Origin of the sequence: Pseudarthrobacter oxydans (genome assembly GCF_030812335.1) — a bacterium.
Classification (GTDB): Bacteria; Actinomycetota; Actinomycetes; order Actinomycetales; family Micrococcaceae; genus Arthrobacter; species Arthrobacter oxydans_B.
This window is the reverse complement of sequence record NZ_JAUSSN010000001.1, coordinates 140,293-163,809: the sequence shown is the minus strand read 5'-3', so window position 1 is coordinate 163,809 and position 23,517 is coordinate 140,293. Positions and strand designations below refer to the sequence as shown.

25 protein-coding genes are annotated in these 23,517 nt (G+C 68.4%); 11 read left to right on the top strand and 14 right to left on the bottom strand.

Going from position 1 to position 23,517, the window contains the following annotated elements; genetic code table 11:
- Complete coding sequence (locus J2W14_RS00800) at positions 1–744, bottom strand: hypothetical protein (RefSeq protein ID WP_307456986.1); 744 nt, start codon at positions 742–744, stop codon at positions 1–3.
- Between the two features lie 128 nt (positions 745–872).
- Positions 873–1,415, bottom strand: a complete 543-nt coding sequence (locus J2W14_RS00795) for a CGNR zinc finger domain-containing protein (RefSeq protein WP_307456982.1) — start codon at positions 1,413–1,415, stop codon at positions 873–875.
- A gap of 122 nt (positions 1,416–1,537) precedes the next feature.
- Here J2W14_RS00795 and J2W14_RS00790 point away from each other — a divergent pair, with 122 nt between their 5' ends.
- Positions 1,538–2,545 (top strand): EamA family transporter, encoded by a 1,008-nt coding sequence (locus J2W14_RS00790; RefSeq protein WP_307458249.1) that lies wholly within the window; start codon positions 1,538–1,540, stop codon positions 2,543–2,545.
- A gap of 66 nt (positions 2,546–2,611) precedes the next feature.
- Here J2W14_RS00790 and J2W14_RS00785 read toward each other — a convergent pair whose 3' ends face one another.
- Positions 2,612–2,875 (bottom strand): hypothetical protein, encoded by a 264-nt coding sequence (locus J2W14_RS00785; protein ID WP_056432770.1) that lies wholly within the window; start codon positions 2,873–2,875, stop codon positions 2,612–2,614.
- 177 nt (positions 2,876–3,052) lie between these two features.
- Here J2W14_RS00785 and J2W14_RS00780 point away from each other — a divergent pair, with 177 nt between their 5' ends.
- Positions 3,053–3,325, top strand: a complete 273-nt coding sequence (locus J2W14_RS00780; RefSeq protein WP_307456977.1) for a DUF2277 domain-containing protein — start codon at positions 3,053–3,055, stop codon at positions 3,323–3,325.
- A 19-nt stretch (positions 3,326–3,344) separates the two neighbouring features.
- Here J2W14_RS00780 and J2W14_RS00775 read toward each other — a convergent pair whose 3' ends face one another.
- The 7 genes from J2W14_RS00775 to J2W14_RS00745 all read right to left on the bottom strand — a co-directional run bounded on the left by J2W14_RS00775 (position 3,345) and on the right by J2W14_RS00745 (position 10,501).
- Entirely contained in the window at positions 3,345–5,705 is a 2,361-nt protein-coding gene (locus tag J2W14_RS00775; RefSeq protein WP_370871174.1) for a heavy metal translocating P-type ATPase, read from the bottom strand.
- A gap of 114 nt (positions 5,706–5,819) precedes the next feature.
- Positions 5,820–6,050 carry a heavy-metal-associated domain-containing protein gene (locus tag J2W14_RS00770; protein WP_307456972.1) on the bottom strand — a complete coding sequence of 77 codons (231 nt, stop codon included), beginning with the start codon at positions 6,048–6,050 and terminating at the stop codon, positions 5,820–5,822.
- 67 nt (positions 6,051–6,117) lie between these two features.
- Positions 6,118–6,465, bottom strand: a complete 348-nt coding sequence (locus J2W14_RS00765) for a metal-sensitive transcriptional regulator (protein WP_307456969.1) — start codon at positions 6,463–6,465, stop codon at positions 6,118–6,120.
- A 225-nt stretch (positions 6,466–6,690) separates the two neighbouring features.
- On the bottom strand, positions 6,691–7,248 hold the full coding sequence (locus tag J2W14_RS00760) for a DinB family protein (RefSeq protein WP_307456966.1): 558 nt from the start codon (positions 7,246–7,248) through the stop codon (positions 6,691–6,693).
- Positions 7,249–7,272: 24 nt separating this feature from the next.
- Positions 7,273–7,785, bottom strand: coding sequence for a universal stress protein (locus tag J2W14_RS00755; protein WP_307456964.1), 513 nt, complete (start codon positions 7,783–7,785; stop codon positions 7,273–7,275).
- Positions 7,786–7,824: 39 nt separating this feature from the next.
- Positions 7,825–9,093 carry an MFS transporter gene (locus tag J2W14_RS00750; RefSeq protein ID WP_307456961.1) on the bottom strand — a complete coding sequence of 423 codons (1,269 nt, stop codon included), beginning with the start codon at positions 9,091–9,093 and terminating at the stop codon, positions 7,825–7,827.
- A 25-nt stretch (positions 9,094–9,118) separates the two neighbouring features.
- Positions 9,119–10,501: an FAD-dependent oxidoreductase gene (locus J2W14_RS00745; protein ID WP_307456958.1), complete on the bottom strand. Its 1,383-nt coding sequence runs from the start codon at positions 10,499–10,501 to the stop codon at positions 9,119–9,121.
- A gap of 91 nt (positions 10,502–10,592) precedes the next feature.
- Between J2W14_RS00745 and J2W14_RS00740 the strand changes: the two genes are divergently transcribed.
- The 4 genes from J2W14_RS00740 to J2W14_RS00725 all read left to right on the top strand — a co-directional run bounded on the left by J2W14_RS00740 (position 10,593) and on the right by J2W14_RS00725 (position 12,767).
- The gene (locus tag J2W14_RS00740; RefSeq protein WP_307456957.1) at positions 10,593–10,943 is read left to right on the top strand and encodes an ArsR/SmtB family transcription factor; all 351 of its coding nucleotides are present in this window, start codon (positions 10,593–10,595) and stop codon (positions 10,941–10,943) included.
- 77 nt (positions 10,944–11,020) lie between these two features.
- Positions 11,021–11,221 carry a hypothetical protein gene (locus tag J2W14_RS00735; protein ID WP_307456954.1) on the top strand — a complete coding sequence of 67 codons (201 nt, stop codon included), beginning with the start codon at positions 11,021–11,023 and terminating at the stop codon, positions 11,219–11,221.
- A gap of 113 nt (positions 11,222–11,334) precedes the next feature.
- On the top strand, positions 11,335–12,474 hold the full coding sequence (locus J2W14_RS00730; RefSeq protein WP_370871154.1) for a WD40/YVTN/BNR-like repeat-containing protein: 1,140 nt from the start codon (positions 11,335–11,337) through the stop codon (positions 12,472–12,474).
- Between the two features lie 5 nt (positions 12,475–12,479).
- Positions 12,480–12,767, top strand: a complete 288-nt coding sequence (locus tag J2W14_RS00725; protein WP_307456950.1) for a MoaD/ThiS family protein — start codon at positions 12,480–12,482, stop codon at positions 12,765–12,767.
- 5 nt (positions 12,768–12,772) lie between these two features.
- Here the strand turns inward: J2W14_RS00725 and J2W14_RS00720 are convergent, their stop codons facing one another.
- From J2W14_RS00720 to J2W14_RS00710, 3 genes are all read right to left on the bottom strand, one after another.
- Entirely contained in the window at positions 12,773–13,009 is a 237-nt protein-coding gene (locus tag J2W14_RS00720; protein WP_307456947.1) for a hypothetical protein, read from the bottom strand.
- A gap of 173 nt (positions 13,010–13,182) precedes the next feature.
- Positions 13,183–14,877, bottom strand: coding sequence for an alpha-amylase family protein (locus J2W14_RS00715; protein ID WP_307456944.1), 1,695 nt, complete (start codon positions 14,875–14,877; stop codon positions 13,183–13,185).
- Complete coding sequence (locus J2W14_RS00710; protein ID WP_307456942.1) at positions 14,874–15,869, bottom strand: TIGR03885 family FMN-dependent LLM class oxidoreductase; 996 nt, start codon at positions 15,867–15,869, stop codon at positions 14,874–14,876. Before J2W14_RS00710 ends, J2W14_RS00715 begins: the two co-directional genes overlap by 4 nt.
- A 94-nt stretch (positions 15,870–15,963) precedes the next feature.
- Here J2W14_RS00710 and J2W14_RS00705 point away from each other — a divergent pair, with 94 nt between their 5' ends.
- Positions 15,964–17,040, top strand: coding sequence for an ATP-dependent DNA ligase (locus tag J2W14_RS00705; RefSeq protein ID WP_307456939.1), 1,077 nt, complete (start codon positions 15,964–15,966; stop codon positions 17,038–17,040).
- 85 nt (positions 17,041–17,125) lie between these two features.
- Here J2W14_RS00705 and J2W14_RS00700 read toward each other — a convergent pair whose 3' ends face one another.
- Positions 17,126–18,445 carry an MFS transporter gene (locus tag J2W14_RS00700; RefSeq protein WP_307456937.1) on the bottom strand — a complete coding sequence of 440 codons (1,320 nt, stop codon included), beginning with the start codon at positions 18,443–18,445 and terminating at the stop codon, positions 17,126–17,128.
- A 226-nt stretch (positions 18,446–18,671) separates the two neighbouring features.
- Between J2W14_RS00700 and J2W14_RS00695 the strand changes: the two genes are divergently transcribed.
- The 4 genes from J2W14_RS00695 (at position 18,672) to pcaH (ending at position 23,513) form a co-directional block, all read left to right on the top strand.
- Positions 18,672–19,538 carry an IclR family transcriptional regulator gene (locus J2W14_RS00695; RefSeq protein WP_307456935.1) on the top strand — a complete coding sequence of 289 codons (867 nt, stop codon included), beginning with the start codon at positions 18,672–18,674 and terminating at the stop codon, positions 19,536–19,538.
- A gap of 163 nt (positions 19,539–19,701) precedes the next feature.
- Positions 19,702–20,583 carry a shikimate dehydrogenase gene (locus J2W14_RS00690; protein WP_307456932.1) on the top strand — a complete coding sequence of 294 codons (882 nt, stop codon included), beginning with the start codon at positions 19,702–19,704 and terminating at the stop codon, positions 20,581–20,583.
- Entirely contained in the window at positions 20,583–22,556 is a 1,974-nt protein-coding gene (locus tag J2W14_RS00685; protein ID WP_307456930.1) for a bifunctional sugar phosphate isomerase/epimerase/4-hydroxyphenylpyruvate dioxygenase family protein, read from the top strand. Before J2W14_RS00690 ends, J2W14_RS00685 begins: the two co-directional genes overlap by 1 nt.
- A 48-nt stretch (positions 22,557–22,604) precedes the next feature.
- Positions 22,605–23,513, top strand: a complete 909-nt coding sequence (gene pcaH / locus J2W14_RS00680) for a protocatechuate 3,4-dioxygenase subunit beta (protein WP_370871153.1) — start codon at positions 22,605–22,607, stop codon at positions 23,511–23,513.
- The last annotated feature ends 4 nt before the right edge of the window (positions 23,514–23,517 follow it).

Below are 23,517 nucleotides of genomic sequence, written 5' to 3'. Positions count from 1 at the left end.
CTACTTGGTCCAGGAGATCGGATTCTTCAGGTACGGGTTGTCGCTGTAGTTGGCGTAGACATACTTGGAATCGGTGTATTCGACGGTGGTAACTTCATCGCCGGCCGGCGCCAGGAACACCTGGCAGGACACCATGGTGCTGCCGACCACCAGAGTCAGGGCATCCCCGGTGCCCGTGGTGGCGAAGCGGGTGCTGTTGCATTGGTCGAAGGCGCCGAAGACCATGAGTGACTGCGCGTCGGAGCCGTCTTTGAGCTGGGCCGTGACCCTGGGCTCGCTGATGCCGAGGGATACCTTGCTCAGGCTGTCCATCCGGTGGCTGACCGAGACGAAATAGGGCGTCTGCCCGGCATACTTCGCGGCGTCCTTGAACTTGGCGAAGTCGTCCGGGGTGCCCGCGACGACACCCGTCAGCGTCGAGGTGAAGACGGCTTCCGTGTACTTGGGGTCGGCTTTGTCCTTGCCCGTATTGGTGTGGGTGACGGCAGGTTCTCCGGCCTTGAGCTTGGTTCCCGGCGCGGTGAGTGTGCCGTCCACGGGCGCCGCTGCCGCGGCTGCGGTCGACGCTGCTGTGCTGGGCGTGGCACCGGTGCTGGCGCTGCTGGCGGCAGGGGTCGCGGCCTCGGTCGACCCGGAAGTCGCGGGCGAGGAGCCGCCCCCGCCGCAGGCGACCAGCCCCACAGCCAAAATTCCGGTAATCCCCAGTGCTGCCGTGACGTTTTTGAGCGGTGGGCGCTGTGCCATGTGTACTGATATCCCTAGATTGGGTTTCGCCGGCCTGATGGCTGCGCGAATTAATCCAGTCGATGGGGTAATTGGTCCGGCCCCGCAGGGAGGGCCCGCCCGGGTCGCGGCAATGCGCTTTGTGACGCTCAGGACGCCGCCTTCCGGGCCCGGTACGCCGCCACGTGCGCGCGATTCGCGCAGTTCCCGGTATCGCAGTAGCGCTTGGAGCGGTTCCGGCTGAGATCCAGCACGACGGCGTCGCAGTCCTCGGCGGCGCAGACCAGCATGCGGTCCATTCCCTTGCTGCGGATGACATCGACCAGGGCCATCGCGGCTTCCGTGCTCATCCGGTCCGCCAGTGGCGCATCCGGGGTCGAGGCGTGCAGGTGCCAGTCCCATTCATCGTGCTTGACGAGCTGGGGGAGCGCGTGCGCCTCCCGCAACAGCCGGTTCACGGTGTCCACGGCGGCGGGTTCGTCCGCGAGCCAAAGGGTGGCAAGCTCCGCGCGGAGGCGTTTCACGCCCGCCAGCTCGGCCGCGTCCCGGGTCCGGGAGCCGGCGAATCCCTCGGCCTTCAGAAAGCGATCCAGATCCTCGGTCGTGGACAGGTGCTCATCCCCGTTGGCCGCCGAGTTGATCAGGTTGACCACAGACCGCAGGGCCACCTCTGTGTCAGGGGCAAAAAGCATCTTGACTCCTTACGTCGGCGTGGCGTACTGTCATGAGCATAACCCACTTTACTCCTGACAGGAGGCAGCCTGTGTCTGCCGCACGCCGCACCGCCGAAGCACCGGCCACAACCGACTCCGGAATGCCCAGCCCCGGAAAAATCCGTGCCGGCAGGCCCCGTGCGGCATCAGCTTTTATGGCATCGGGCCTGGGAGTAGCCCTGTTTTCCTCGGCAGTGTTCGGTCTCTCGGGTTCCTTTGCCAAGGCTCTGCTGGAGTCCGGCTGGACCCCCGGGGCTGCCGTCACCGCCCGCCTTACCGGGGCGGCGATCATCCTGGCCGTTCCCGCCATTCCGGCGCTGCGCGGACGCTGGCACCAGCTCAGGGACAACTGGCTCACGGTGTTGCTCTTCGGCCTCATCGGGGTCGCCGCCTGCCAGTTGTTCTATTTCAACGCGGTGGCCCGCCTGTCCGTAGGGGTCGCCCTGCTGCTGGAATACCTGGCTCCCGTGATCATTGTGCTGTGGCTCTGGGCCGCCAGCCGCAATCGCCCCCGTCCCCTGACGATCGCAGGAACCCTGCTGTCCCTGGGCGGGCTGGTCCTCGTCCTGGACCTCACGGGGGCCGTCAAGATCGACCTCATCGGCGTGCTGTGGGGGATCGCGGCCGCGGTCTGCCTGGCGATCTACTTCTTCATTACGGCAAGGGAAAACGACACCCTCCCGCCGATCGTCCTCGCCTCCGGAGGGCTCATGGTCGGTGCCGTCACCATGTGGCTTGCCGCGGCAACCGGCCTGCTGCCGATGGCCTTCAGCACCTCCGACACCCGGCTGGGCCCCTGGGTCACGCCCTGGTGGGTGGCCCTGGGCGGCCTCGTGGTGCTGGCCACCGTGCTCGCCTATGTGTCCGGCATTGTGGCGGCGCGCGCACTCGGCTCCAAAGTGGCATCCTTCGTCTCGCTGACCGAGGTCCTGTTCGCCGTCGTCTGGGCGTGGCTGCTGCTGGGTGAACTGCCAGGCCCCATCCAGCTCATGGGCGGGCTGCTGATTGTCGGCGGCGTCGTCGTGGTCCGGCTGGACGAGCTCCGGACCCCGTCCGGGGTCGGTCCGGCGGCCCTCGACCACGCGAACGACGTCGAACCCGTGCCGTAGGCAGGGTCCGACAAAACCGGCCCGGACGCTGCTGCGTCCGGGCCGGTTCGATTCTGCGGGCTTCTGCTAGCGCGAAGCGCTTTCCTGCTCGGTGGCGTTGCGGCTGGCCTGCTTGCCGGCCTCCTGCAGCGCCTGGGAGACCTTCGCCAGGGCGGCAACGTGCTGGCCGTTCCATTCGCTGCGGAACTTGTCGGCGTCCGGACCCTTCCAGTCGGTGCCCTCAAGCACCTTGGTCAGCAGCGACTTCTGCTTGTCGATCTCCGACGAACCCGCCTGCAGCTTCGTCCCAAGAGTCTTGAGCTGAGCAATGTCTGCACCCCAAATAGCCATTCGAAAAATCTCCTCAAGTGATAGAACCGGCCCCGGGCCCTGTAGGCGCCCCCCGGCGGATCCCGGCTGCTCCGGAAGATCCAATGCCCCCAAACTATCCTGCCTGCCGAAAAAGTGTCGATGGGCAGCCCTCCCCATGCCCTCGATCCCGGCCGCAATGGCACCTAGCATGGTGTTATGTGCCGAAACATCCGGACCCTCCACAATTTCGAACCCCACGCCACCACCGCCGAGGTGGAAGCCGCCGCGCTGCAGTACGTGCGCAAAATCAGTGGCAGCACCAAGCCGTCCAAGGCCAACGAAGAGGCCTTCAACCGGGCGGTGCACGAGATTGCCCACGCCACCCAGCACCTGCTGGACTCCCTGGTGACCCACGCCCCGGCAAGGGACCGCGGGGAGGAAGCCGCCAAGGCGAAGGCCAGGGCTGCCGTCCGCTTCGGCGCGGCCTGAGGCGCGTACGGCGGGGGACCTACCTGCCGAAGCTGCGCAGCCGCAGCGAATTCGCCACGACCAGCACGGAACTGGCGGCCATAGCGGCGCCGGCGATCATCGGGTTAAGCAGGCCCAGGGCCGCCACCGGGATCCCGATCGCGTTGTAGAAGAAGGCCCAGAAGAGGTTCGTCTTGATGGTGGTGAGAGTCCGGCGGGACAGCTCGATCGCCTGGACGACCTGCCCCAGTTCGTTGCCCATGACCGTCAGGTCAGCGGCCTCGATGGCGACGTCAGTCCCGGACCCCATGGCGATGCCGAGGTCCGCCTGGGCCAGCGCCGCGGCGTCGTTGACGCCGTCGCCGGCCATGGCCACGGTGGCGCCGGCGGCCTGCAGTTTCCGCACGGCCTCGACCTTGCCCTCCGGCAGCACTCCGGCGTACACGTCCTCCGGAACGATGCCGACGGCGGCTGCCACCTGCGCGGCGACCGCGGCGTTGTCCCCGGTCAGGAGGATCGGACGGAGCCCGAGCTCCCGGAGCCGCAGGATCGCGGCGGGGGAGCCCGGCTTGATGGTGTCCCGCAGGCTGATGATTCCGGCGGGCTCCCCGTCCACGGCGAGCCAGACCGCGGTGGCCCCGGAACCCTCGGCTTTGCCCAGGGCCTCCAGCTGCGCCGCAGTGGGGGTGATGCCGTTCTCCTCCAGCCAGCCCGTACGGCCGGCGGTCACGACCCGGCCCCCGACCGTTCCGCGGACTCCGCCGCCGGGGGCGGAGCGGAAACTGGCGACGGCAGGAAGGGCGCCGGCGTCGTTGTCGCGGCGCTCCGCCGAGAGTGCTGCCGCGGCGACGGCGCGGGCGATCGGGTGTTCGGATGCGGCCTCGATCGCGCCGGCCAGGCGCAGCACCCGGGCCGCGCTGAAAGTTCCGAACGCCTCGGTGCCGTCGACGGCCAGGTGTCCGCTGGTCACGGTGCCGGTCTTGTCCAGCAAGATGGTGTCAACGGTCCGGGTGTCTTCAAGGACCTGCGGCCCTTTGATCAGGATGCCCAGCTGCGCTCCCCGGCCGGTTCCGGTGAGCAGTCCCACGGGGGTGGCCAGGCCCAGGGCGCACGGGCAGGCGATGACCAGCACGGCGACGGCGGCGGTGAACGCGGCGCGCAGTTCGGCGTCGCTGATGTCCGGGGCGGCCGCCAGCAGCCAGGCGCCAAAGGTGGCAGCGGCGATGGCCAGGACCACCGGCACGAACACGGAGCTGATCCGGTCCGCGAGGCGCGCGACCGGCGCCTTGCCGGTCTGGGCCTGGGACACCAATCGGCCCATCTGCGCGAGGGTGGTTTCGGCCCCGACGCGTGTGGCGCGGACCAGCAGCCGGCCGGAGGTGTTGATGGTGGCGCCCGTGACCGGACTGTCCGGTCCGACTTCCACCGGCACGGACTCGCCGGTCACCAGCGAGGCGTCGACGGCGGAGGACCCTTCAACGACGACGCCGTCGGTCGCTATTTTCTCGCCGGGGCGGACAACCATGAGGTCGCCCACCCCCAGCTGGTCGGCCGGGATCTGCTGCTCCTGGCCGCCGCGGAGGACCGTGGCATCCTTGGCGCCCAGGTTCAGCAGCGCCTTGAGGGCGTCCCCGGCCTTCTGTTTGGCGTTGGCCTCCAGGTACCGGCCCAGCAACAGGAAGGTGGTGACGACGGCGGCAACCTCGAAGTACAGCCCGCCGGAGCCCATGCCTTCCATGCTGTCCATACCCTGCTGGTGGTCGGTCATCCGCGGGTCCGCAAAGAGCTGCCAGGCCGAGAAGGCGTAGGCCGCGGTCACGCCGATGGAGACCAGCGTGTCCATCGTGGAGGCGAGGTGCCGGGCGTTGACGGCGGCGGCCCGGTGGAACGGCCAGGCCGCCCACGTGACCACCGGCAGGGCCAGGGCTCCTGCGACCCAGCCCCAGTTGGGGAACTGGAAGGCCGGGAACATGGAAATCAGGAACACCGGGACGGTGAGGATGGCCGCGACGATCAGGCGCGGGCGGAGTTTGGCCGCCGGGTGGGTCGCGGTGTGGTCACCTCCGCGCGCCGCCGGTCCGCCATGCTCGGCATGCTCGCTCGTGCCTCGCTTAGACGCATGCTGCCGCATGCCGGCACCGTCGGCACGCGTGGGCAGCTCACCGGCGGTTTCATCCGGCGCACTGACGACGCCAGCTTCGATCACCGTGGCTGGGTACAGGGGGGTGCGGATCGTGGCTTTGTAGCCTGCTGCCGCTATCGTTTCGGTGATCTGGTCGTCGGTCACGGCCGCAGGGACGGTGACGTGGGCTGACTCCAGGGGCAGGTTGACGGTGGCGGTGACGCCGTCGAGCTTGCCGAGCTTGCGTTCGACGCGGCTGACGCAGGAGGCGCAGGTCATGCCCTCGATGTCGAGTTCGATCACCCGGTGTCCGGGCTGGTCCAGCAGTTGCTCTCTACTCACGGTCTTCCCTGTCTGTCCTGGTGCTGCGCGGGGTGTGCCTGGCGGCGGTGCTCAGGTTTGGTTGGACACGACCAGGTACCCCGCTTCGGCAACGGCCTCGCCGATCTCGGCAGTCGACAGGGCGCCGGTGGAGGTGATGGTGACGGTGGAGATGCCTCCGGAGTTGAGGTCGACGTCGACGGCTTCAACGCCGGCCAGGGATTCGAGCTCTTCGCTGACGGAGGACACGCAGTGGCCGCAGGTCATTCCGGAGACGTTGACGGTGGTGGAAACGGTGCTCATGGCTTGCTCCTTGTGGGTGGGCTGCTGGTGGTTCGTCAGCCCCGACGTGTGATGGGTGGTGTTGCCGCTACCGCAGCAGGCGGCCGATGGCATCGGTGGCCTCCTTGACCTTGAAGTCGATGGCTTCAGCGCGCAGCTTCGCGTCCGGTTCGGAGGCGGCGCCGACGACACAATGGCCGATATGCTCCTCCACCAGTCCAAGGCTGACGGCGTGCAGGGCTTTGGTGACGGCGGCGACCTGAGTCAGGATGTCGATGCAGTACTTGTCCTCATCGACCATCCGGGCGATGCCGCGCACCTGGCCCTCGATACGCTTCAGCCGCAACAGGTAGGCGTCCTTGTTGGAGGAATAGCCGTGCTGCTGATGCTGCTCGGCGTCCGCGGGTTCCATAACGGGGACTTCGGGCTCGTTCATGAGCCCAACATATACCCCCTAGGGGTATGACGCAAGTACCCTGCGGGGGTATCCCTGGCCGGCACCCGGGCACAATGTCCGGACACAAAAGAGCTCCGGAGTGCGTTATTGGGGGATACGCACTCCGGAGCTGTCTTTGGGTCGGCGGTGTTTCTCCCGCCTACGCATCCAAGCTTACGTGGCCGTGGGCGGAGAAAGCCAGCACCCCGAATAACAACATTCACTTTATTTTCCGGGAGCCCCGCTGCGCCCCGGGTCCGCGTCCAGGGACAGCTGGGCGGCATGGAAGGCGAAATGCGCCACGGGGTACGCGTAGACGTCCGCCAGGGTCATGGCCTCTTTGAAGAAGGGGTCCCAGCGCGTCGGGAAGTACATCCGGCGGGCCAGGCCAGGATCCGTCTCCCGCCGCAGCCGCCGTTCCAGCGCCGAGGTCACCCGGTGCAGCAGGGCGGCCATCCGCCGGCGGTGGAAGATACGTGCGCCCCCTCTGGAGCCCCAGTAGTTGACGACGTCGAACGGGACGGTACCGGCGTTCAGCAGCCGCGCGAAACTGCGGTTAGCGGAAACAGGCAGCCGTCCGAAGATCCGCACCAAGGGAAGCAGTGCCAGCACCACGACGTAGCCGAACACCATGTGGTAAAGCAGTTCCTCGTTGGTCCAGCGGGTGCCCGCACTGCGGCGGTGGAGCGCATCGGGCGAGGCCGCTGCCAGGGTCGCTTCGAGCTCTGCGCAGTTGCGCCGATACGCGGCAACGACGGCTTCCCGGTCCAGCGGGACGGTCATGCCGGCCCACAGTCAGGCACCATGTCAGGTGCCGTGCTTCGTCCGGTGGTGGACGGCGGCCCGGACCGGAACGATGAGGATCGGATGGTCCTGGTGGTGGCTGAGCCACGCGGCCACCGAACCGTTGAGGGCAGCGGAAATTCGGTGACCCAGGCCGGGCTCCGGTGTACCCACGATGATCATCGCGGCACCGACCTCGGCTGCCAGCCGGCCCAAAGCCCGGGCCGGATCCCCGGCCAGCGTCCGCAGGGTCCAGTGGATGCCGAGGACGTCGCAGGCCGAGCCGATGCTGTTCCGCAGCTCCTGGGTCACTGCCCGGATTTCGGCGTTGTTCGTCTCCGGGTGCAGTGAGAGCCGGTGCGCGGACCGCGCGGGATCCCACTCCACGAGGTAACTCGCCTCATCCACGTGGGCGCAGATCAGCGGGGCGGCGAGTTTCGAGGCCAGTGAGGCAGCGGTCTGCAGCACTTCGGGGCTCTGTCCCGGGAGCACGCCGACCACGAGGGGCGGCGGACCACTTGTGCGTTCGGCAGACATACTCAATTGTGGCGCCCGCCCTGCGTCAGGAACAGGGGCTTACTCCCCGGACTTTCCGCTGGCCAGCGGTGCGGAATCCGGCCCTTTCGTGCCGGGTGATCCCTTGCGGTTCGCTCCGACGGTGAGCAACGTGCCGGCCAGCAGGGCGGCAAGGCCGGCGGCGCCCGCCATGGCGTACGCCATCCCGGTGTAGCTGCCCAGCCAGGCAGCCAGCGCAGGGCCGGCGGCCGGGGCCAGCGCCGTCACCGCGGTCAGCGGGGCGGCAAAGCGCCCCTGCAGGGCGCCCAGACTGGACATGCCCCACCGCTCGGCAACGACAGTGGCCTGGAGCAGCGTCTGGCAGCCGCGGACCGCCCCGGCGAGCACTCCCGCGGCGATGAGCAATCCGGGCGGACCCGGGAGCACGGCGAGCGAAAGGACCGCTCCGGCGGCAGCTCCGGCAATTGTGGCCAAGCGGGCAGGGACCGGAATGCTGGCGAACAGGAGGCGCCCCCCGACCTGCCCTGCCCCCACCAGCCCCAGGCCCAGCGCAGCGCTGGCGTAATCGGCGCCCTTTTCCATCAGCAGCGGAATGATGTTCAGCGTCACCGTGTAGAGGCCCAGGCACAGCAGCACCATCAGGGCCTGCAGCCCCAGGAACTCCGGACTCCGGGTGATCAAGCGAACCCGGCGGCGGTCGTCGGCGGGCCGGGCGGGATGGGTCGAGGCCGGCCAGGAGCGGTTGAGGAAGCGGGCGTGCAGCGGGACCGTGACCAGCCCCAGCAGCGCCGCGAGGACCAGGAAGGTGCTGCGCCAGCCGATGGCGGCTGTCAGGCCTGCGGTCAGCGGGGCGAAAATCGTGGAGGCAAAGCCTGCCACGAGCGTCAGCGTGGTGAGCGGACGGACCCTGTCGTGGCCGTACCAGCGGCTGATCACGGTGAACGCCGGCTGATAGAGGATGGCGGCCTGAGCGGCTCCCGCCAGCAGCCACGCGGCTGCAAACAGGGGCAGGTTCGGTGCCAGGCCGACCAGCGTCAGAGCCAGGACACCGATCAGTGAGCCACTGACCATGAGGGTCCGCGGCCCGGTGCGGTCCAGGATCCGGCCCACGCGGATGCCGGCGAGGGCGGACAGCAGCAGTCCGGCGGAAAAGGATCCCGTCACCAGGGCAGGATCCCAGCCGGTGTCCTCGCTGATCGGCCGCACGGCGGCGGGAAGGGAGTAGTAGAGCAGGCCCCAGCCCGTCGTCTGGGTGATGCAGAGCGAGACCAGGCCGCCCCGGGGAGCACCCGAGGCGGCAGGCTGCGGCGGTACCCCGGGGGCTGTCATGGGCTCAGTCAGCCGCGCGGCGGCGTCAGTTTCCGCCGGAGCGGCCGTGGGCGAGTCCGGTGGGAAAGCCCACCAGGACCGGTTCGGGGGTGCCGCAGCAGGCGCCGGCTGTCTCGACCACAAGGTCGGCGGAAGCGGCCGGGACGTCGCAGCTGGTGCCGGCGTCGGAGGAGCAGACCCCGGTCTCCGGGAGGTCGAGCTGGACGGTGTCCGCGGCCTCGCGGTCCCCGGCCAGGGCGGCGGCGACGGAGCGGACCTGCTCGTAGCCGGTGGCCAGCAGGAAGGTGGGCGCCCGGCCGTAGGATTTCATCCCGACGATGTAGAAGTCCTTGTCCGGGTGCGCCAGCAGCCTGGCGCCGTGCGGTGCGACGGTGCCACAGGAGTGGAACTCCGGGTCGATCAGCGGACCCAGTTCGCGCGGGGCCTCGACGGCCGGATCCAGTTCCAGCCGGAGCTCCCGCAGGATGTCCAGGTCCGGGCGGAAGCCGGTGCAGGGCACTACGACGTCGGCCGCGAGGCTGCGGCCGTCGGCGGAGCTGACGGTGACGCCCGCGGCCGCCGGCGTGAGGGCGGTGATCCCGAAACCGGTGTGCAGTTCCACCGTGCCGGCCTCGACCAGGCGCCGCAGCCGGCCGCCGAGTTGGCCGCGGGCGGGCAGGCCGTCGGCGTCGCCGCCGCCGTAAACCTTTGCGGCCGAGGAGCCCCGCACGGCCCAAAGGATTCTGGTGCCCGGCTCGTGCTGCGCCAGTTCGGCGAGGTTGATCAGGGTGTTGGCGGCGGAATGGCCCGCGCCCACAACGAGGACGCGTCGGCCGGCGAACCGCGCACGCTCGCGGCCCAGGACGTCCGGCAGGGCGGAGGAAATCCGCTCCGCCGCGGCGGCTTCGCCGGTAGCGGGCCGTCCCGAGGTACCAAGGGGGTTCCGGGTGCCCCAGGTGCCGGAGGCGTCAATGACACCCGCGGCCCGGTACTCGCGGACGTCGCCGCCCGGGTGTTCGACCGTGAGCAGGAACGGTGTGGTGTCCCGGCCGCGGCTGTGGGTCTTGTCCAGGCCCTGGCGCGTCACGGCCACCACCCGGGCGCCGGTGTGCAGCCGGGAGGACAGGGCCGGCAGCGCAGCCAGGGGTGCCAGGTAGGAATCGACGAGCTCGCCGCCGAACGGCAGCGCTGTGGGCCGTGGAGCTTCCCATCCGGAGGCTGCGAGCAGGCGCGTGGCGGCGGCGTCAGTGTTGAAGCGCCAGGGTGAGAAGAGGCGGATGTGGCGCCACTGTTCGACGGCGGCGCCCGCCGCCGGACCGGCCTCAAAGATCAGCGGCTCAAGGCCGCGCTCCAGGAGGTGGGCGGCCGCGGCGAGGCCGATCGGGCCCGCTCCGATGACAGCGACGGGAAGATTGGTGGTTGCAGCCATGGTGCCCTCTGTCTGGATAGATTGATGATGATCGATATGCCGAGTATCTCCTTATATATCGACACCTGTCAATATGGTGCATAATGGAGGCATGACAACCCTGCAGATCGTTGAGTCCACGGCGGCGGAAGCCTGCTGCACGCCGTCCGGGATGCAGGTGCTGGGCGCGGACGAGGCGCAGGGCAAGGCCCAGCTCTTCAAGGCCCTCGCCGACCCGAACCGCCTGCGGCTGTTGTCCATCGTCAAGGCGTCCGACGGCGGCGAGGCCTGCGTCTGCGACCTCACCGAGCCGCTGGACCTCGGCCAGCCGACGGTGTCCCATCACCTGAAGATCCTCGTTGATGCGGGACTGCTGCACCGCGAAAAGCGGGGCACCTGGGCCTACTACTCGCTGGTCCCCGGCGCACTGGAGCGGACAGCGGACTTGCTCTCGGCCCTGTAGGCAGCCAGAGCCATGCGGCACTTGAACACCTCCGGTGTGGGGCCTAACGTTGAAGACCTCAGGAAAGGGTGACCGCCGTGGAGATCTTCATGTGGTGGCTGGATCTGGATCTGGCGAGCAAGGAGTGGCTGCGGGAGAACCTGCGGGCCACCGAGCTGCCGCTGACCGTACTGCAGGGCATTGCCGAGGCCGGCGGCCCGCACCCGGATGACGTGTCCGGTGTGCTCAGCGACGCCGACTGGGACTTCATCGAGACGCAGTCCGAATTCGTCGACTGACCGGCGTCCGGCGCACAGCACGGCGGGTCGGTTCCGCCGGCGGCGCAGGACCGGACTGAACCGGCCTGCGAAAACCATTGCGGGCATCCGCTTCGGGTGGTTGCATAATGGGCATGGCTACAGCAGAGAGTTACGTCCTGGCGATCGGCACCAAAAAAGGCCTTTGGCTGGCGACGAGCCCGGACCGCAGAGACTGGTCCCTTTCCGGCCCGCACTTCCTGATGAGCGAAGTCCCCAGCATCGGCATCGACACGCGCGACGGCCGGACCCGGATTCTGGTCGGCGTGCGGTCCGAGCACTGGGGTCCCACCGTGTTCCACTCCGATGACCTGGGCGAAACGTGGAACGAACCCGAAGAGGGCGCCATCCGCTTCCCGGAGGGGACCGATGCCGCCCTGGAACGGGTCTGGCAGATCCACCCCGACGCCGAATCCCGGCCCGGGGTGGTCTGGGCCGGCTGCGAGCCGATCTCGGTCTGGAAATCAACCGACGGCGGTGAACACTTCGAGCTTAACCGCGGCCTCTGGGACCACCCGCACCGCGCTGAATGGGGGGCCGGCTACGGGGGCGCCGCGGCGCACTCCATCGTCGTCGACCACACGGGCGAGAAGGTGCACGTCGCGATGAGCACCGGCGGCGTCTACCGCTCGCTCGACGGCGGCAGCTCCTGGGAGCCGCGCAACAAGGGAATCTCGGCCTACTTCATGCCCGACCCCAACCCGGAATTCGGCCAGTGTGTGCACAAGATCGCCGCTGATGCTGCTGTCGACGGGCGGCTCTACGCGCAGAACCACCACGGCGTCTACCGCAGCGACGACGACGCCGAGAGCTGGGAATCGATCGCGGAAGGCCTGCCGGCGGATTTCGGCTTTGTGATGCTGACGCATCCCCGCCGGGCCGGCACCGCCTGGGTGGTCCCGCTCAAGGCGGACGGCGAGCGGATCCCGCCGGAGGGCAAGCTGGCGGTCCACCGGACCGACGACGCCGGCGCGAGCTGGAAGCGGCTGGACGACGGACTGCCCGGAGCGGAATTCAACTCCGTGCTGCGGGACGCCGCGTGCGTTGACGCGGCGGAACCGGCAGGCGTGTACTTCGGCACGCGCGGCGGCACTGTCTACGCCAGCGCCGACGAGGGGGAGCATTTCGCCGAAGTGGCTTCGCACCTGCCGGACGTGCTGTGCGTGCGGGCCGCGGCCGTCACCCCCGCGTTCGCCTCCGGTTCCGCGGGACCCGGCGCCGCGGTGAGCGCCTGAGCTTCGTGGCCGGGATCATTGTGGTGCTGCCCAGCGTGCTCCAGCCGCTGGCCGGCGGGCAGTCCTTCCTGACTGCGCCCGCAGACACCGCGGTGACGGTGGAGGGGGTGCTGGACGTGGTGACCGGGGAGTACCCGGCGCTGTCGAGGCGGTTACGGGATGAGACCGGGGCGATCCGACGCTACGTGAATATATACGTCAACGGGAATGAGATTCGCCGCCTGCAGGGCCTGGCCACCGAGGTTTCCCCGGGCCAGGAGGTCCTGATCATCCAGTCCGTCGCGGGGGGCTAGCGGTCTCAGGCGACCCGCCAGAGACTGCACTCGTCCGTATTGATGGCTTTCCGGGTTCCGGACTGCCGGTCCATGATCCAGACCACGCCGATTCCGGGAGCGGTTTCCTGGACGCTGCCGCGGCGGATCACGACGTCGTCGTAGTTCGGGCCGACCCTGAGGCGCGCCTCGATCTCGTCGCCGCGGTGCAGCTGATCCAGGGCACGGATGCGGGTTACATGGGCTGTGGCTTCCTTCAACATGGCGGGGGCCTCCTGGACTGGAGAGTGGTGCCTGCTCTTTGCCGGCACTTCCAGTGTCCTGCGCCAATGTTGCCGCTGCGTTTCCGCCCGGTAAGACGTGGGTAAGCGTTCGACGCCGGGGGAGTTACCGGCGTCGACGACCCTGCTGCCGGAGCCTCAGGGCCGCTGCCGGCTCACGGGATGTGGCGTTCACCCGGGCGCTGGATCCGGAACCACCGGTAGCCGTACCGGCCCAGCTCCAGCTCGAAACCGCCGTCGTCCGCCAGTTCGATGTCCTGGCCGTCCAGCAGGTCCCGCAGGTAGGTGCCCTCGAAACCCGTCTCCGCGTCCCCCGCGGAGCTCAGGTTCGCGGCCACCGACGCCGGCTCCGCCCCGAAGTTGTGGGCCAGGACGACCGTCGAACCGCCCCAGGAGCACCGGTGCAGGAGCACCTTCGCGGCGGGCTGTTTGATGAGTTCGAAGTCGCCCCACCCCAGTTCGGGGCTCTCCCGGTAGCGCTGGATCAGGGTGGCCATGAAGTTCCACAGTGACTCGGGGTCCCGCTTCGCCGCCGCTGCGTTGACGTTCTTCGGCCCGAAGTAGCCGTCCACCACCTGGGCCACGAGGTCCTTTGCGGGGGCGGTCGAGAATCCGCCGTTCTCGGTGTCGTTCCACTGCATGGGGGACCGCACGGCCGAGCGGCCCTTCGCCGTGAGGTCCTCGCCCATGCCGATCTCCTCGCCATAGAAAAGCACCGGCGTCCCGGGCAGCGCGAACATCAGCGAATAGACCATGCGGATCCGGGCGGGGTCGCCGTTGAGCATGGTGGGCAGCCGGCGGCGCAGGCCGCGGCCGTACATCTGCATGTCCTCGTCCGGTCCGAAGGCGGCAAAAACTTCCTCGCGTTCGGCGTCGCTGAGTTTGTCCAGGGTCAGCTCGTCGTGGTTGCGGACAAACATGGCCCACTGGTTGTCCGGGTGGATCTTCGGGCGGGAGCTGAGCGACTTGGCCAGCGGCCGGGCGTCCTCCCGGGCGAGGGACAGGTACAGGTTCTGCATGGACAGGAAATCGAACTGCATGTTCAGCTCGTTTCCTGCCGCGCCGCCGAAGTACGTGAGCTGATCCTTGTAGGGCACGTTGACCTCGCCCAGCAGCAGGCCGCTGCCGTTGCGGCGGTTGAGGAAGCTGCGGAGCGCGCTGAGGTAGTCGTGCGGATCGACGGTGGCCGAGTCCTCCTTGGATGTGCCCTGCAGCTCCAGGAAGAACGGGACCGCGTCCAGCCGGAAGCCGTCCAGTCCCAGCTGCAGCCAGAACCCCATGGACTTGGCGATCTCGTCCCGTACCTTGGGGTTCGCCACATTCAGGTCCGGCTGGTGTTTGGCGAACATGTGCAGGTACCACTCGCCGGTGGCCTTGTCCTGGGTCCAGATGGAGGTCTCCTCGCCGGGGAACACCACCTGCTCCGAGGTGTCCGGGGGCGTGTCCTTGCGCCAGACGTAGTAATCGCGGTACGGGTTGTCCACCGCCTTGCGCGACTCGACGAACCAGGGGTGCTTGTCCGAGGTGTGGTTGAGGACGAAGTCCGCGATCACGCGCATGCCCCGGTCCTTCGCTGTCCGGATGAACTCCACGACGTCGCCCAGGTTGCCCAGCCGCCGGTCCACGCCGTACAGATCCGTAACGTCGTAGCCGTCGTCTTTGTCCGGGGTGGGGTAGAACGGCATCAGCCAGATGCAGGTCACTCCCAAAGCCGCGAGGTAGTCCACGCGCTCGATCAGGCCGCCGAAATCTCCGGTCCCGTCGCCGTCGCCGTCGAAAAACGTCTCCGGATCCAGGCAGTAGATGACGGCGTTCTTCCACCACAGGTCGGAGGTCTCGGCGATTCTCACAGCAGGGCCTCCCGGTCCCGGCGCGGGGTCCCGGACCCGCGGAGCTGCGGGAGCACGTGTTCCGCGAAGGCGTGGATGAAGGGCGGCTGCTCCTGCCCGACGAAATGCAGGTACAGCTCGTCGAAGCCGAGGTCGACATATTCGGCGAGCCACTGCGCGTGCTGCCCGGTGTCCGCCGAGATGTTCACGACCTGACGGACCTGTTCCTCGCCGACGTCGGCGCTGACGCCGTCGAAGTGGGCCGCCGTCGGAAGATCCCAGGGGATGGGCGGGGCAAACACGTTGCTGCGCCACTGGTCCAGGGCAACTGCCACGGCTTCCTGCTCCGTCGGCGCCCAGGACAAGTGCACCTGGAGCACGGCCTTGCCCCTGCCGCCGGCATCCCGGTAGGCGGCGAGCATGTCCTTCAGCTTCGCGTGCGGCTGGTTGACCGTCACCAGCCCGTCCGCCCAGGCCGCCCCGCGGCGCGCCGTTTCCACACTGACGGCCGGAGCAATCAGCGGCGGTTTGATCTCCGGCACGTCCCAGATCCGAGCCTGCTGGACGGTGACCAGGCCGTCCCGGGTCACCTCCTTGCCGTCGTGGAGGTCGCGGATGATCTGCACGGCTTCCTCGAGGCGCTGCTGCCGCGTCGCCTTGTCCGGCCAGGCGTCCCCCGTGACGTGCTCGTTCATGTATTCGCCGCTGCCCGGCGCCAGCCAGAACCGGCCGGGAAACATGTCCGCGAGGGTGGCCGAGGCGTGCGCGATGATGGCGGGGTGGTAGCGCTGGCCCGGAGCCGTCACGACGCCGATGCGCAGCTTGGTGGTGGCCAGCGCGGCCCCGAGCCAGGACCAGGCGAAACCGGAATGGCCCTGCCGGGCGGACCAGGGCTCGATGTGGTCCGAGCACATGGCGGCGTCGAAGCCGGCCTGCTCCGCCAGCTGCACGTCCTTGAGGAGCTGGCCGGGACTGATCTGTTCGTGCGATGCGTGGAAACCGAGGGTAGCCATCGTTCATGTCTACCCCCGACCCGGCCGGATGTCGAGGAAAGCCTGCCCCGCCGGGCCTCTGGCGGGCGGCGCGGTGCCCGGCAACAATAGGGGCATGCGACTGCCCCTGATGCCCCCGATCGCGCCCATGCTGGCGAAAGCCGTGACGTCCCTGCCCGACGGCGCCCTGATGTTCGAGCCGAAGTGGGACGGGTTCCGTTCCATCATCTTCCGCGACGGCGCGGACGTGGAGATCGGCAGCCGCAACGGCAAGCCCCTGACCCGTTACTTCCCCGAACTGGTGGAGGCCCTGAAGGCGAACCTCCCGCCGCGCTGCGTGCTTGACGGCGAGATCATCATGGTCGGTGCCTCCGGCGACCGGCTCGACTTCGACACCCTGCAGCAGCGGATCCACCCCGCTGCAAGCCGGGTCCGGCTGCTGGCCGAACAGACGCCGGCGAGTTTCGTCGCGTTCGATCTGCTGGCGCTCGACGACGAGGACCTCACCGCCCGTCCCTTCGCCGAGCGGCGCACGGCGCTGGAACGCGTTCTTGCCGGAACTGCGGCCCCGGTCCACCTCACCGCCGCGACGCGGGACAGGGGAACCGCCGAGCAGTGGTTCCACCAGTTCGAGGGCGCCGGGCTCGACGGGATCGTGGCCAAGCCGCTGGACGGGCCCTACCTGCCGGACAAGCGCTCCATGTTTAAGGTCAAACATGCCCGCACCGCCGACTGTGTTGTCGCCGGGTACCGGGTACACGCCTCCGGGCCGGACCGGATCGGCTCGCTGCTGCTGGGGCTCTACGACGACGCGGGCGGACTGGCGAGCGTGGGCGTGGTGGGGGCCTTCCCGCTGCAGCGGCGCAAGGAGCTTTTCGAGGAGCTCCAGCCGCTCGTGACCAGCTTCGAGGAGCACCCCTGGGACTGGGCCCGGCAGGAGGAAGGGACCCGGACCCCGCGCAATGCCGAGGGCAGCCGGTGGAGCGGCGGCAAGGACCTTTCCTTCACACCGCTCCGGCCGGAGCGCGTGGTGGAAGTGAAGTACGACCACATGGAGGGGACACGGTTCCGCCACACGGCGCAGTTTGTCCGCTGGCGCCCGGACCGGGATCCGCGGTCCTGCACCTACGAGCAGCTTGAGGAGCCGGTCAGGTACGATCTGGCCGAGGTGCTGGCGACCGGCACGGGCTGACCCGGCTTTCCGGTCCATCTGCCCGCGACAGGGAGAAGCCCGGCGTGTCCTGTGAACACGCCGGGCTTCCGGTGCTGCGGCCTGGCTACTTCAGGCCGAGCTCCTTCGTGGGAATCTTGAAGGATTCCTTGGCGGTCAGGGCCGAGAAGGCCGAGATGAGGCAGATGGCCGCGGTGAAGATGCTGATCTGGACCCAGCCGCCGGGCTTGGTGCCGCCCATGGCCGCGACGATCGCCGGGGCGAAGCCTGCCATCAGGAAGCCGAGCTGGGTGCCGATGGCCAGGCCGGAGAAGCGGACCTTGGTGCTGAACATTTCGGCATAGAAGGCGGGCCAGACAGCGTTGGAGGCTGCGTAGCCGAACGAGAAGAAACCGATCGCGGCCAGGAACATCAGCGGAACGCTGCCGGACTCGAGGCTGAGCAGGAACAGCGGGGTCAGGACAGCACTTGCCAGGGCACCGTAGATGAAGACCGGCTTGCGGCCGATGCGGTCCGCGAGCTTGCCGAAAAGCGGCTGGGTGCCGAGGGCAACGACGTTGGCGCCGACGACGAGCCAGAGGGTCGTGGTGCCGTCCACGCCGGCGACATTCTTGGCGTAGGCGATGGCCAGGGTGCCGAAGACGGTGGAGACGGCGGCGATGAACGCGCAGGCAACGACGCGGAGGACATCGCGCCAGTGGTGCTTGAGCAGGTCTGCGACGGGGAGTTTGGAGATCTGGGCGGTCTTCTGGGCTTCCTCGAAGGCCGGGGGCTCGTGCAGGGTGCGGCGGATGAAGAACGCAACAATCACCACAACGGCGCTGAGCCAGAACGGGATGCGCCAGCCGATGCCGTACTTGATCTCGTCCGGCAGGGCCAGGACGGGGATGAAGACGAGGGCCGCGAGGATCTGGCCGCCCTGGGTGCCGGTCAGCGTCCAGGAGGTGAAGAAGGCGCGGCGGTTGTCCGGGGCGTGCTCCAGCGTCATCGAGGAGGCGCCGGCCTGCTCGCCGGCAGCGGAGAGGCCCTGGCAGAGACGCGCCAGCACCAGCAGTGCCGGAGCCCACCATCCGATGGTGTTGAAGTCCGGCAGGCAGCCGATCATAAAGGTGGAGGCGCCCATCAGCAGGAGCGTGAACATAAGGACCTTGCGGCGGCCGACCCGGTCACCGAAGTGGCCCAGGATGACGGCGCCGATCGGCCGGGCAATGTAGGCGAAGCCGAAGGTCGCGAAGGACATGATCGCCGCGTTGGCACCGGCGTCGGGGAAGAAGACCGTGGGGAAGATCAGGGCGGCTGCGGATCCGAAGATAAAGAAGTCGTAATACTCGACGGCGCTGCCGAGGAAACTGGCGAGGGCTGCTTTCTTCGGTGTCCCGGCCGGCGCGTCAGTGCCCGGCGTCGTAGACGGGAGTGTCTGGCTCATGGTGTTCCTTTTGTGTGACGACATTGTCGCGGATGGATCAGGAAGGTCGCGGCCGCCGCTGGCTTTAAGTCTGCGGCAGCCGGAGGTTCGTGGAAAGACCCGGACGAGTAGCCACATGGTGGGAGCTACTTGTGCGATGTAGCAATAATGACTGTGAGGACGATCACTTGTCAACAAAAATAATCACCATCTAGAAATAGCTCTCACCATGTGAGAGCATTGAGCCATGAGTGTGAATCAAAACACAGAAGCGGCCGCGGCCGCCGCCACCCTTCCAGTCCCCGCCGGCAACGGCGCGGCCGCCGGCGGAAAGGCCGGCGCCAAGGCTGGCAAGGAGGACACCCGGACAGACATGGTCGGCAAGGCCCTGGGGCTGCTGGTCCTGCTTGGCGACGAGCCCCGGGGCGCGAGTGCCGCCGAGCTGTCCCGCCGTGCGGAACTTCCCTTCAGCACCACCTACCGCCTGCTGGGCTCCCTGACCCGCGACGGCTTCGTGGACTACGAGCCCGACGGCCGCCGCTACCACCTGGGCCTGCGCATCTTCCAGCTCGGCCAGCGCGTGTCCAACCACCACGGATTCGCCGGCACGGCCCTGCCGATCCTGCGGCGTGTCACGGAGGAAACGGGCGAGGCCACCATCCTCTCGGTGCGCGACGGAAACCACCACCTCACCGTCAATAAGGTGGACGGCCCGCAGACGTTCCGCGTCACAAGCGACCCTGGGCACCTGGGCGCCCTGCACACCACCTCGGTTGGCAAGGCGCTAGTGGCCTTCGCCGATGACGCCACCCGCACCCAGCTCGTCGAGGAACTCGAGCTGGAGCCGCTGACCGAATTTTCCATCACCGACCGGGAGGCCTTCCGGACCGAGATCGAGCTGGTGCGCAAGCGCGGCTACGCCCTGATGGACGAGGAAAACGAACTGGGCATGCGCGCCGTCGCCGTCCCGGTCTTCAATTCCCAGGGCCACGCCTTTGCGGCGCTGGCCACCGCCGTCCCGGTGTTCCGGATGGGCGTGGAGGCCCTCGTGGCACTGGTTCCGCTGCTCCAGTCGGCGGCAGCGGAGCTCTCCGCCCGGCTGCCCCAGCAATGAGTCCCGCGGCCCGCCCCGTCATGCGTCGGCCCATATTGTTCGCTAGTAGAACAACAGTGCAACATATGAACTTTTGCGGTACTGTAATCCCCAACACCCGGCCCGCGGCCGGCGCCCCGCGCGTCCCCGCCCGCCGAGTGCCGTTGTCAAAGGAGCTATACGGATGAGCAATCGAGCAGAGTCCTTTCTTGTGGGCCTGATAGGTGATGGCGTGACGCCGTCCCTCACGCCCCCGATGCACGAACGCGAAGGCGATGTGCAGGGCCTCCGGTACCTCTACCGCCCCATCGACCTGACCGAGCTGGGGCTTCCCGGCCAGAGCGTCGGCGAGCTCCTCACCGGCGCCTACCGTCTGGGCTTCAACGGACTGAACATCACCCACCCCTGCAAGCAGCTGGTCCTGGAACACCTGGATGAGGTCACTCCGGACGCCCGGCGCCTCGGCGCGGTCAACACCGTGACCATCCGGGACGGCCGCTTCATCGGCCACAACACCGACTTCTCCGGGTTCGCCGCCGCGCTCGCCACGGGCCTGCCGGGAGCCAAGCTAAACCGCGTGGTGCAGCTGGGTGCGGGGGGTGCCGGTTCCGCCGTCGCCTACGCCCTGCTCACTGCCGGGGTCCGCGAACTGGATCTGGTAGACACCGATTCGGTCCGCTGCGCGGCACGGGCCGCCGAACTCTCCGGTTTCTTCCCGGACCAGCTGGTCACCCCACGGACGACGTCGGAGCTGCCGCGGCTGATGCCGCTGGCAGACGGCCTGGTCCACTGCACCCCGGTGGGCATGGCCGCCCACCCCGGCGTCCCGCTGGACATGTCCCTCGTGGCAGCCCGGCACTGGGTCGCGGATATTGTCTATCGGCCGATCGAGACCGAGCTCATCCGCGAGGCCCGCGCCAAGGGCTGCGACGTGCTTGACGGCGGCCGGATGGCCGTGGGACAGGCCGCCGACGCCTTCCGGATCTTCACCGGCCTCGAAGCGGATGCGGACCGGATGCGCGCCCACTTCCTGGAACTCGTCGCCGCTGAAGAGGTGGCCGCCTGATGCGCACCGGCATCGCCACCGTCTGCCTCTCCGGCACCCTGCGGGAAAAGATGCAGGCCTGCGCCGTTGCGGGCTTCGACGGTATCGAAATCTTCGAACAGGACCTCGTCACCTCCCCGCTGAGCCCGGAAGAGGTCCGGAAGATGGCCGCCGACCTCGGACTGACCCTGGACCTCTACCAGCCGTTCCGCGACTTCGACAGCGTGCCGGAGGACCTGCTCGCCGCCAACCTTCGCCGGGCGGCCTCGAAGTTCCGGCTGATGTCCAGGCTCGGGATGGACACCATCCTGGTCTGCTCCAACGTGGCCACCGCCAGCATTGATGACGACGGGCTGAGGGCCGAACAGCTCGCCGCCCTCGCCGCCCTCGCCCAGGACCACGGCGTCAAGGTGGCCTACGAGGCCCTCGCCTGGGGCAAATATGTCAACGACTACGAGCACGCCCACCGGCTCGTGGAAGCGGTGGACCACCCCAACCTGGGCACCTGCCTGGACTCGTTCCACATTCTCTCCCGCGACTGGGACACCGCCCCGATCGAATCCTTCAACCCGGAGAAGATCTTCTTCGTCCAGGTGGCCGACGCGCCCAAACTGTCCATGGACGTGCTCTCCTGGAGCCGGCACTACCGGGTGTTCCCGGGAGAAGGGCAGTTCGAGCTCGCGAAATTCCTCGGCCACGTGGTCCGTGCCGGCTACACCGGCCCGGTGTCCCTGGAGGTCTTCAACGACGTCTTCCGCCAGTCCGACGTCGAACGCACGGCCGTGGATGCCATGCGGTCGCTGATCTGGCTCGAGGAGCAGAGCGCCAAATGGCTGGACGCGGCGCCGGCCTCCGGGAACGGCGCGGGCACCCGTGCCGATAACGCTGCGGCACGCCGCCGCCGTTACCCGATGGAACTGGCCACGCTCCCGCAGGTGGCCGAACCGGCCGGCTTCAATTTTGCCGAGGTCAGGGCCGCGGACACGGCCGCCCTGGAAACCCTGCTCGGCCAGCTGGGATTCGCGTTCAACGGGCGCCACCGGACCAAGAATGTGCAATTGTGGACCATGGGCCACGCCCGCGTGATCATCAATGAGGACTCCTCCCAGGAATCCCTCGACCCGCAGGCCGCCGGTGCGCCCGCAATCTCGGCCCTGGGCTTCGACGTCGATTCCCCCGTGATTGCCGCGGCCCGGGCCCAGCAGCTCAAGGCCCCGGCCGTGCCGCGCAAGAGCCAGGCCGACGAGGAAATTTTCCAGGGCTTCGCCGCCCCCGACTCCACCGAGATTTTCCTGTGCCAGGGCAGCCCCGACGGTACCGCCGTGTGGACCGGCGAATTCGGCGAAGGAACGGAAGCCCCCGCCGCCGGCCTGGCTGCCGGGCGGAGCGCCGTGATCGACCACGTCAATCTGGCGCAGCCCTGGCAGCATTTCGACGAAGCCGTCCTCTTTTATACGAGCGCCCTGGCCCTGGAACCGCAGCCGTACGCGGAAGTCGCCAGCCCCAGCGGCCTGGTCCGGTCCCAGGTGATGCTCACCCGCGACCGCGGCGTCCGCCTGGTGCTGAACCTGGCCCCGCTGATCCAGCGCGAAGGCGCCGCAGCTGCACCGGAGGTGCGGGAAAGCGCGGGCACCGGCCAGCGCCGGACCTACCAGGAACACATCGCGTTCGCGGTGGATGACCTGGTGGCGACGGCCCGCGCCGCGAAAGACCGGGGCCTCGATTTCCTCCAGATCCCGGAAAACTACTACGAGGACCTCGACGCGCGGTTCGACCTGGACCCGTCCTTCCTGGCCACTCTCCGCGAGCTCAACCTGCTCTACGACCGCGACGCCGACGGCGAGTTCCTGCACTTCTACACCGCCACCGTCGGCAGCGTGTTCTTCGAAATGTTGGAGCGCCGCGGAGCCTACGACGGCTACGGGGCGCCCAACGCCCCGGTACGGCACGCCGTCCAGTACGACCACCTGCACCAGCTGAACCCCACGACCTGACCGGCCAAGGCAAAACCAAACACCACCACCCAACGAAAGGAGGCTGCTGTGCCTGAAGAATTCAACCTTGAGATCTACAACGCGGATCCGCTCACCGAAGACGTGTCCGACGAAGCCACGGAGGCCGCACCGAAGACGGCTGCGCGCGCTGTCCCTGCCCTGGATACCGCCGCCGAGTCGCAGGCGGACCTCAGCGCCGAGATGAAAGCCCTCGGCGATGCTTACGCGCAGGCGCTCAGGAACGGCGCCCCGGCGGAGATCCAGCCGCGGCTGGACTACGCACCGTACCGCAGCAGCGTCCTGCGCCACCCCACCAAGGACCTGCACCACGCGGATCCGGAAACTATCGAGCTGTACTCCCCGGCCTTCGGGCACATGGACGTCCACGCGCTCGAAGCGGACCTGACCATCCAGCACAACGGCGAGCCGCTGGGCGAACGCATCATCGTCTCCGGCCGCGTGCTCGACGGCTACGGCCGTCCCGTCGCCGGCCAGCTGGTGGAGATCTGGCAGGCGAACTCCGCCGGCCGCTACATCCACAAGCGGGACCAGCACCCGGCACCGCTGGACCCCAACTTCACCGGCGTCGGCCGCTGCATCACCGGCGCCGACGGCTCCTACAGCTTCACCACGATCAAGCCCGGCGCCTACCCGTGGAAGAACCACCTCAACGCCTGGCGCCCGGCGCACATCCACTTCTCCCTGTTCGGGCAGGAGTTCACCCAGCGGATCGTCACCCAGATGTACTTCCCCGGCGACCAGCTCTTCCCGCTGGACCCGATCTACCAGTCGATTGTCGACCAGGACGCCCGGGACCGGCTGGTGGCCACCTACAACCACGAGCAGACCAAACCCGAGTGGGCCCTGGCGTACAACTGGGACATCGTCCTGACGGGGTCGAAGCGGACCTGGACAGAGAACGAGGCACTCGGCGCAGCAGGAGACGACGATGAATAAGGCC

What these genes read in the sequence shown, in the direction of transcription:
- J2W14_RS00765 (WP_307456969.1), bottom strand. Translation starts at nt 6,465, where the DNA reads ATGAACGAGCCCGAAGTCCCCGTTATGGAACCCGCGGACGCCGAGCAG.
- J2W14_RS00780 (WP_307456977.1), top strand. Translation starts at nt 3,053, where the DNA reads ATGTGCCGAAACATCCGGACCCTCCACAATTTCGAACCCCACGCCACC.
- J2W14_RS00690 (WP_307456932.1), top strand. Translation starts at nt 19,702, where the DNA reads ATGAGCAATCGAGCAGAGTCCTTTCTTGTGGGCCTGATAGGTGATGGC.
- J2W14_RS00790 (WP_307458249.1), top strand. Translation starts at nt 1,538, where the DNA reads ATGCCCAGCCCCGGAAAAATCCGTGCCGGCAGGCCCCGTGCGGCATCA.
- J2W14_RS00770 (WP_307456972.1), bottom strand. Translation starts at nt 6,050, where the DNA reads ATGAGCACCGTTTCCACCACCGTCAACGTCTCCGGAATGACCTGCGGC.
- J2W14_RS00775 (WP_370871174.1), bottom strand. Translation starts at nt 5,705, where the DNA reads ATGACCTGCGCCTCCTGCGTCAGCCGCGTCGAACGCAAGCTCGGCAAG.
- J2W14_RS00705 (WP_307456939.1), top strand. Translation starts at nt 15,964, where the DNA reads ATGCGACTGCCCCTGATGCCCCCGATCGCGCCCATGCTGGCGAAAGCC.
- J2W14_RS00755 (WP_307456964.1), bottom strand. Translation starts at nt 7,785, where the DNA reads ATGTCTGCCGAACGCACAAGTGGTCCGCCGCCCCTCGTGGTCGGCGTG.
- J2W14_RS00700 (WP_307456937.1), bottom strand. Translation starts at nt 18,445, where the DNA reads ATGAGCCAGACACTCCCGTCTACGACGCCGGGCACTGACGCGCCGGCC.
- J2W14_RS00750 (WP_307456961.1), bottom strand. Translation starts at nt 9,093, where the DNA reads ATGACAGCCCCCGGGGTACCGCCGCAGCCTGCCGCCTCGGGTGCTCCC.
- J2W14_RS00745 (WP_307456958.1), bottom strand. Translation starts at nt 10,501, where the DNA reads ATGGCTGCAACCACCAATCTTCCCGTCGCTGTCATCGGAGCGGGCCCG.
- J2W14_RS00695 (WP_307456935.1), top strand. Translation starts at nt 18,672, where the DNA reads ATGAGTGTGAATCAAAACACAGAAGCGGCCGCGGCCGCCGCCACCCTT.
- J2W14_RS00785 (WP_056432770.1), bottom strand. Translation starts at nt 2,875, where the DNA reads ATGGCTATTTGGGGTGCAGACATTGCTCAGCTCAAGACTCTTGGGACG.
- J2W14_RS00685 (WP_307456930.1), top strand. Translation starts at nt 20,583, where the DNA reads ATGCGCACCGGCATCGCCACCGTCTGCCTCTCCGGCACCCTGCGGGAA.
- J2W14_RS00740 (WP_307456957.1), top strand. Translation starts at nt 10,593, where the DNA reads ATGACAACCCTGCAGATCGTTGAGTCCACGGCGGCGGAAGCCTGCTGC.
- J2W14_RS00730 (WP_370871154.1), top strand. Translation starts at nt 11,335, where the DNA reads ATGGCTACAGCAGAGAGTTACGTCCTGGCGATCGGCACCAAAAAAGGC.
- J2W14_RS00760 (WP_307456966.1), bottom strand. Translation starts at nt 7,248, where the DNA reads ATGACCGTCCCGCTGGACCGGGAAGCCGTCGTTGCCGCGTATCGGCGC.
- J2W14_RS00795 (WP_307456982.1), bottom strand. Translation starts at nt 1,415, where the DNA reads ATGCTTTTTGCCCCTGACACAGAGGTGGCCCTGCGGTCTGTGGTCAAC.
- J2W14_RS00800 (WP_307456986.1), bottom strand. Translation starts at nt 744, where the DNA reads ATGGCACAGCGCCCACCGCTCAAAAACGTCACGGCAGCACTGGGGATT.
- J2W14_RS00710 (WP_307456942.1), bottom strand. Translation starts at nt 15,869, where the DNA reads ATGGCTACCCTCGGTTTCCACGCATCGCACGAACAGATCAGTCCCGGC.
- J2W14_RS00720 (WP_307456947.1), bottom strand. Translation starts at nt 13,009, where the DNA reads ATGTTGAAGGAAGCCACAGCCCATGTAACCCGCATCCGTGCCCTGGAT.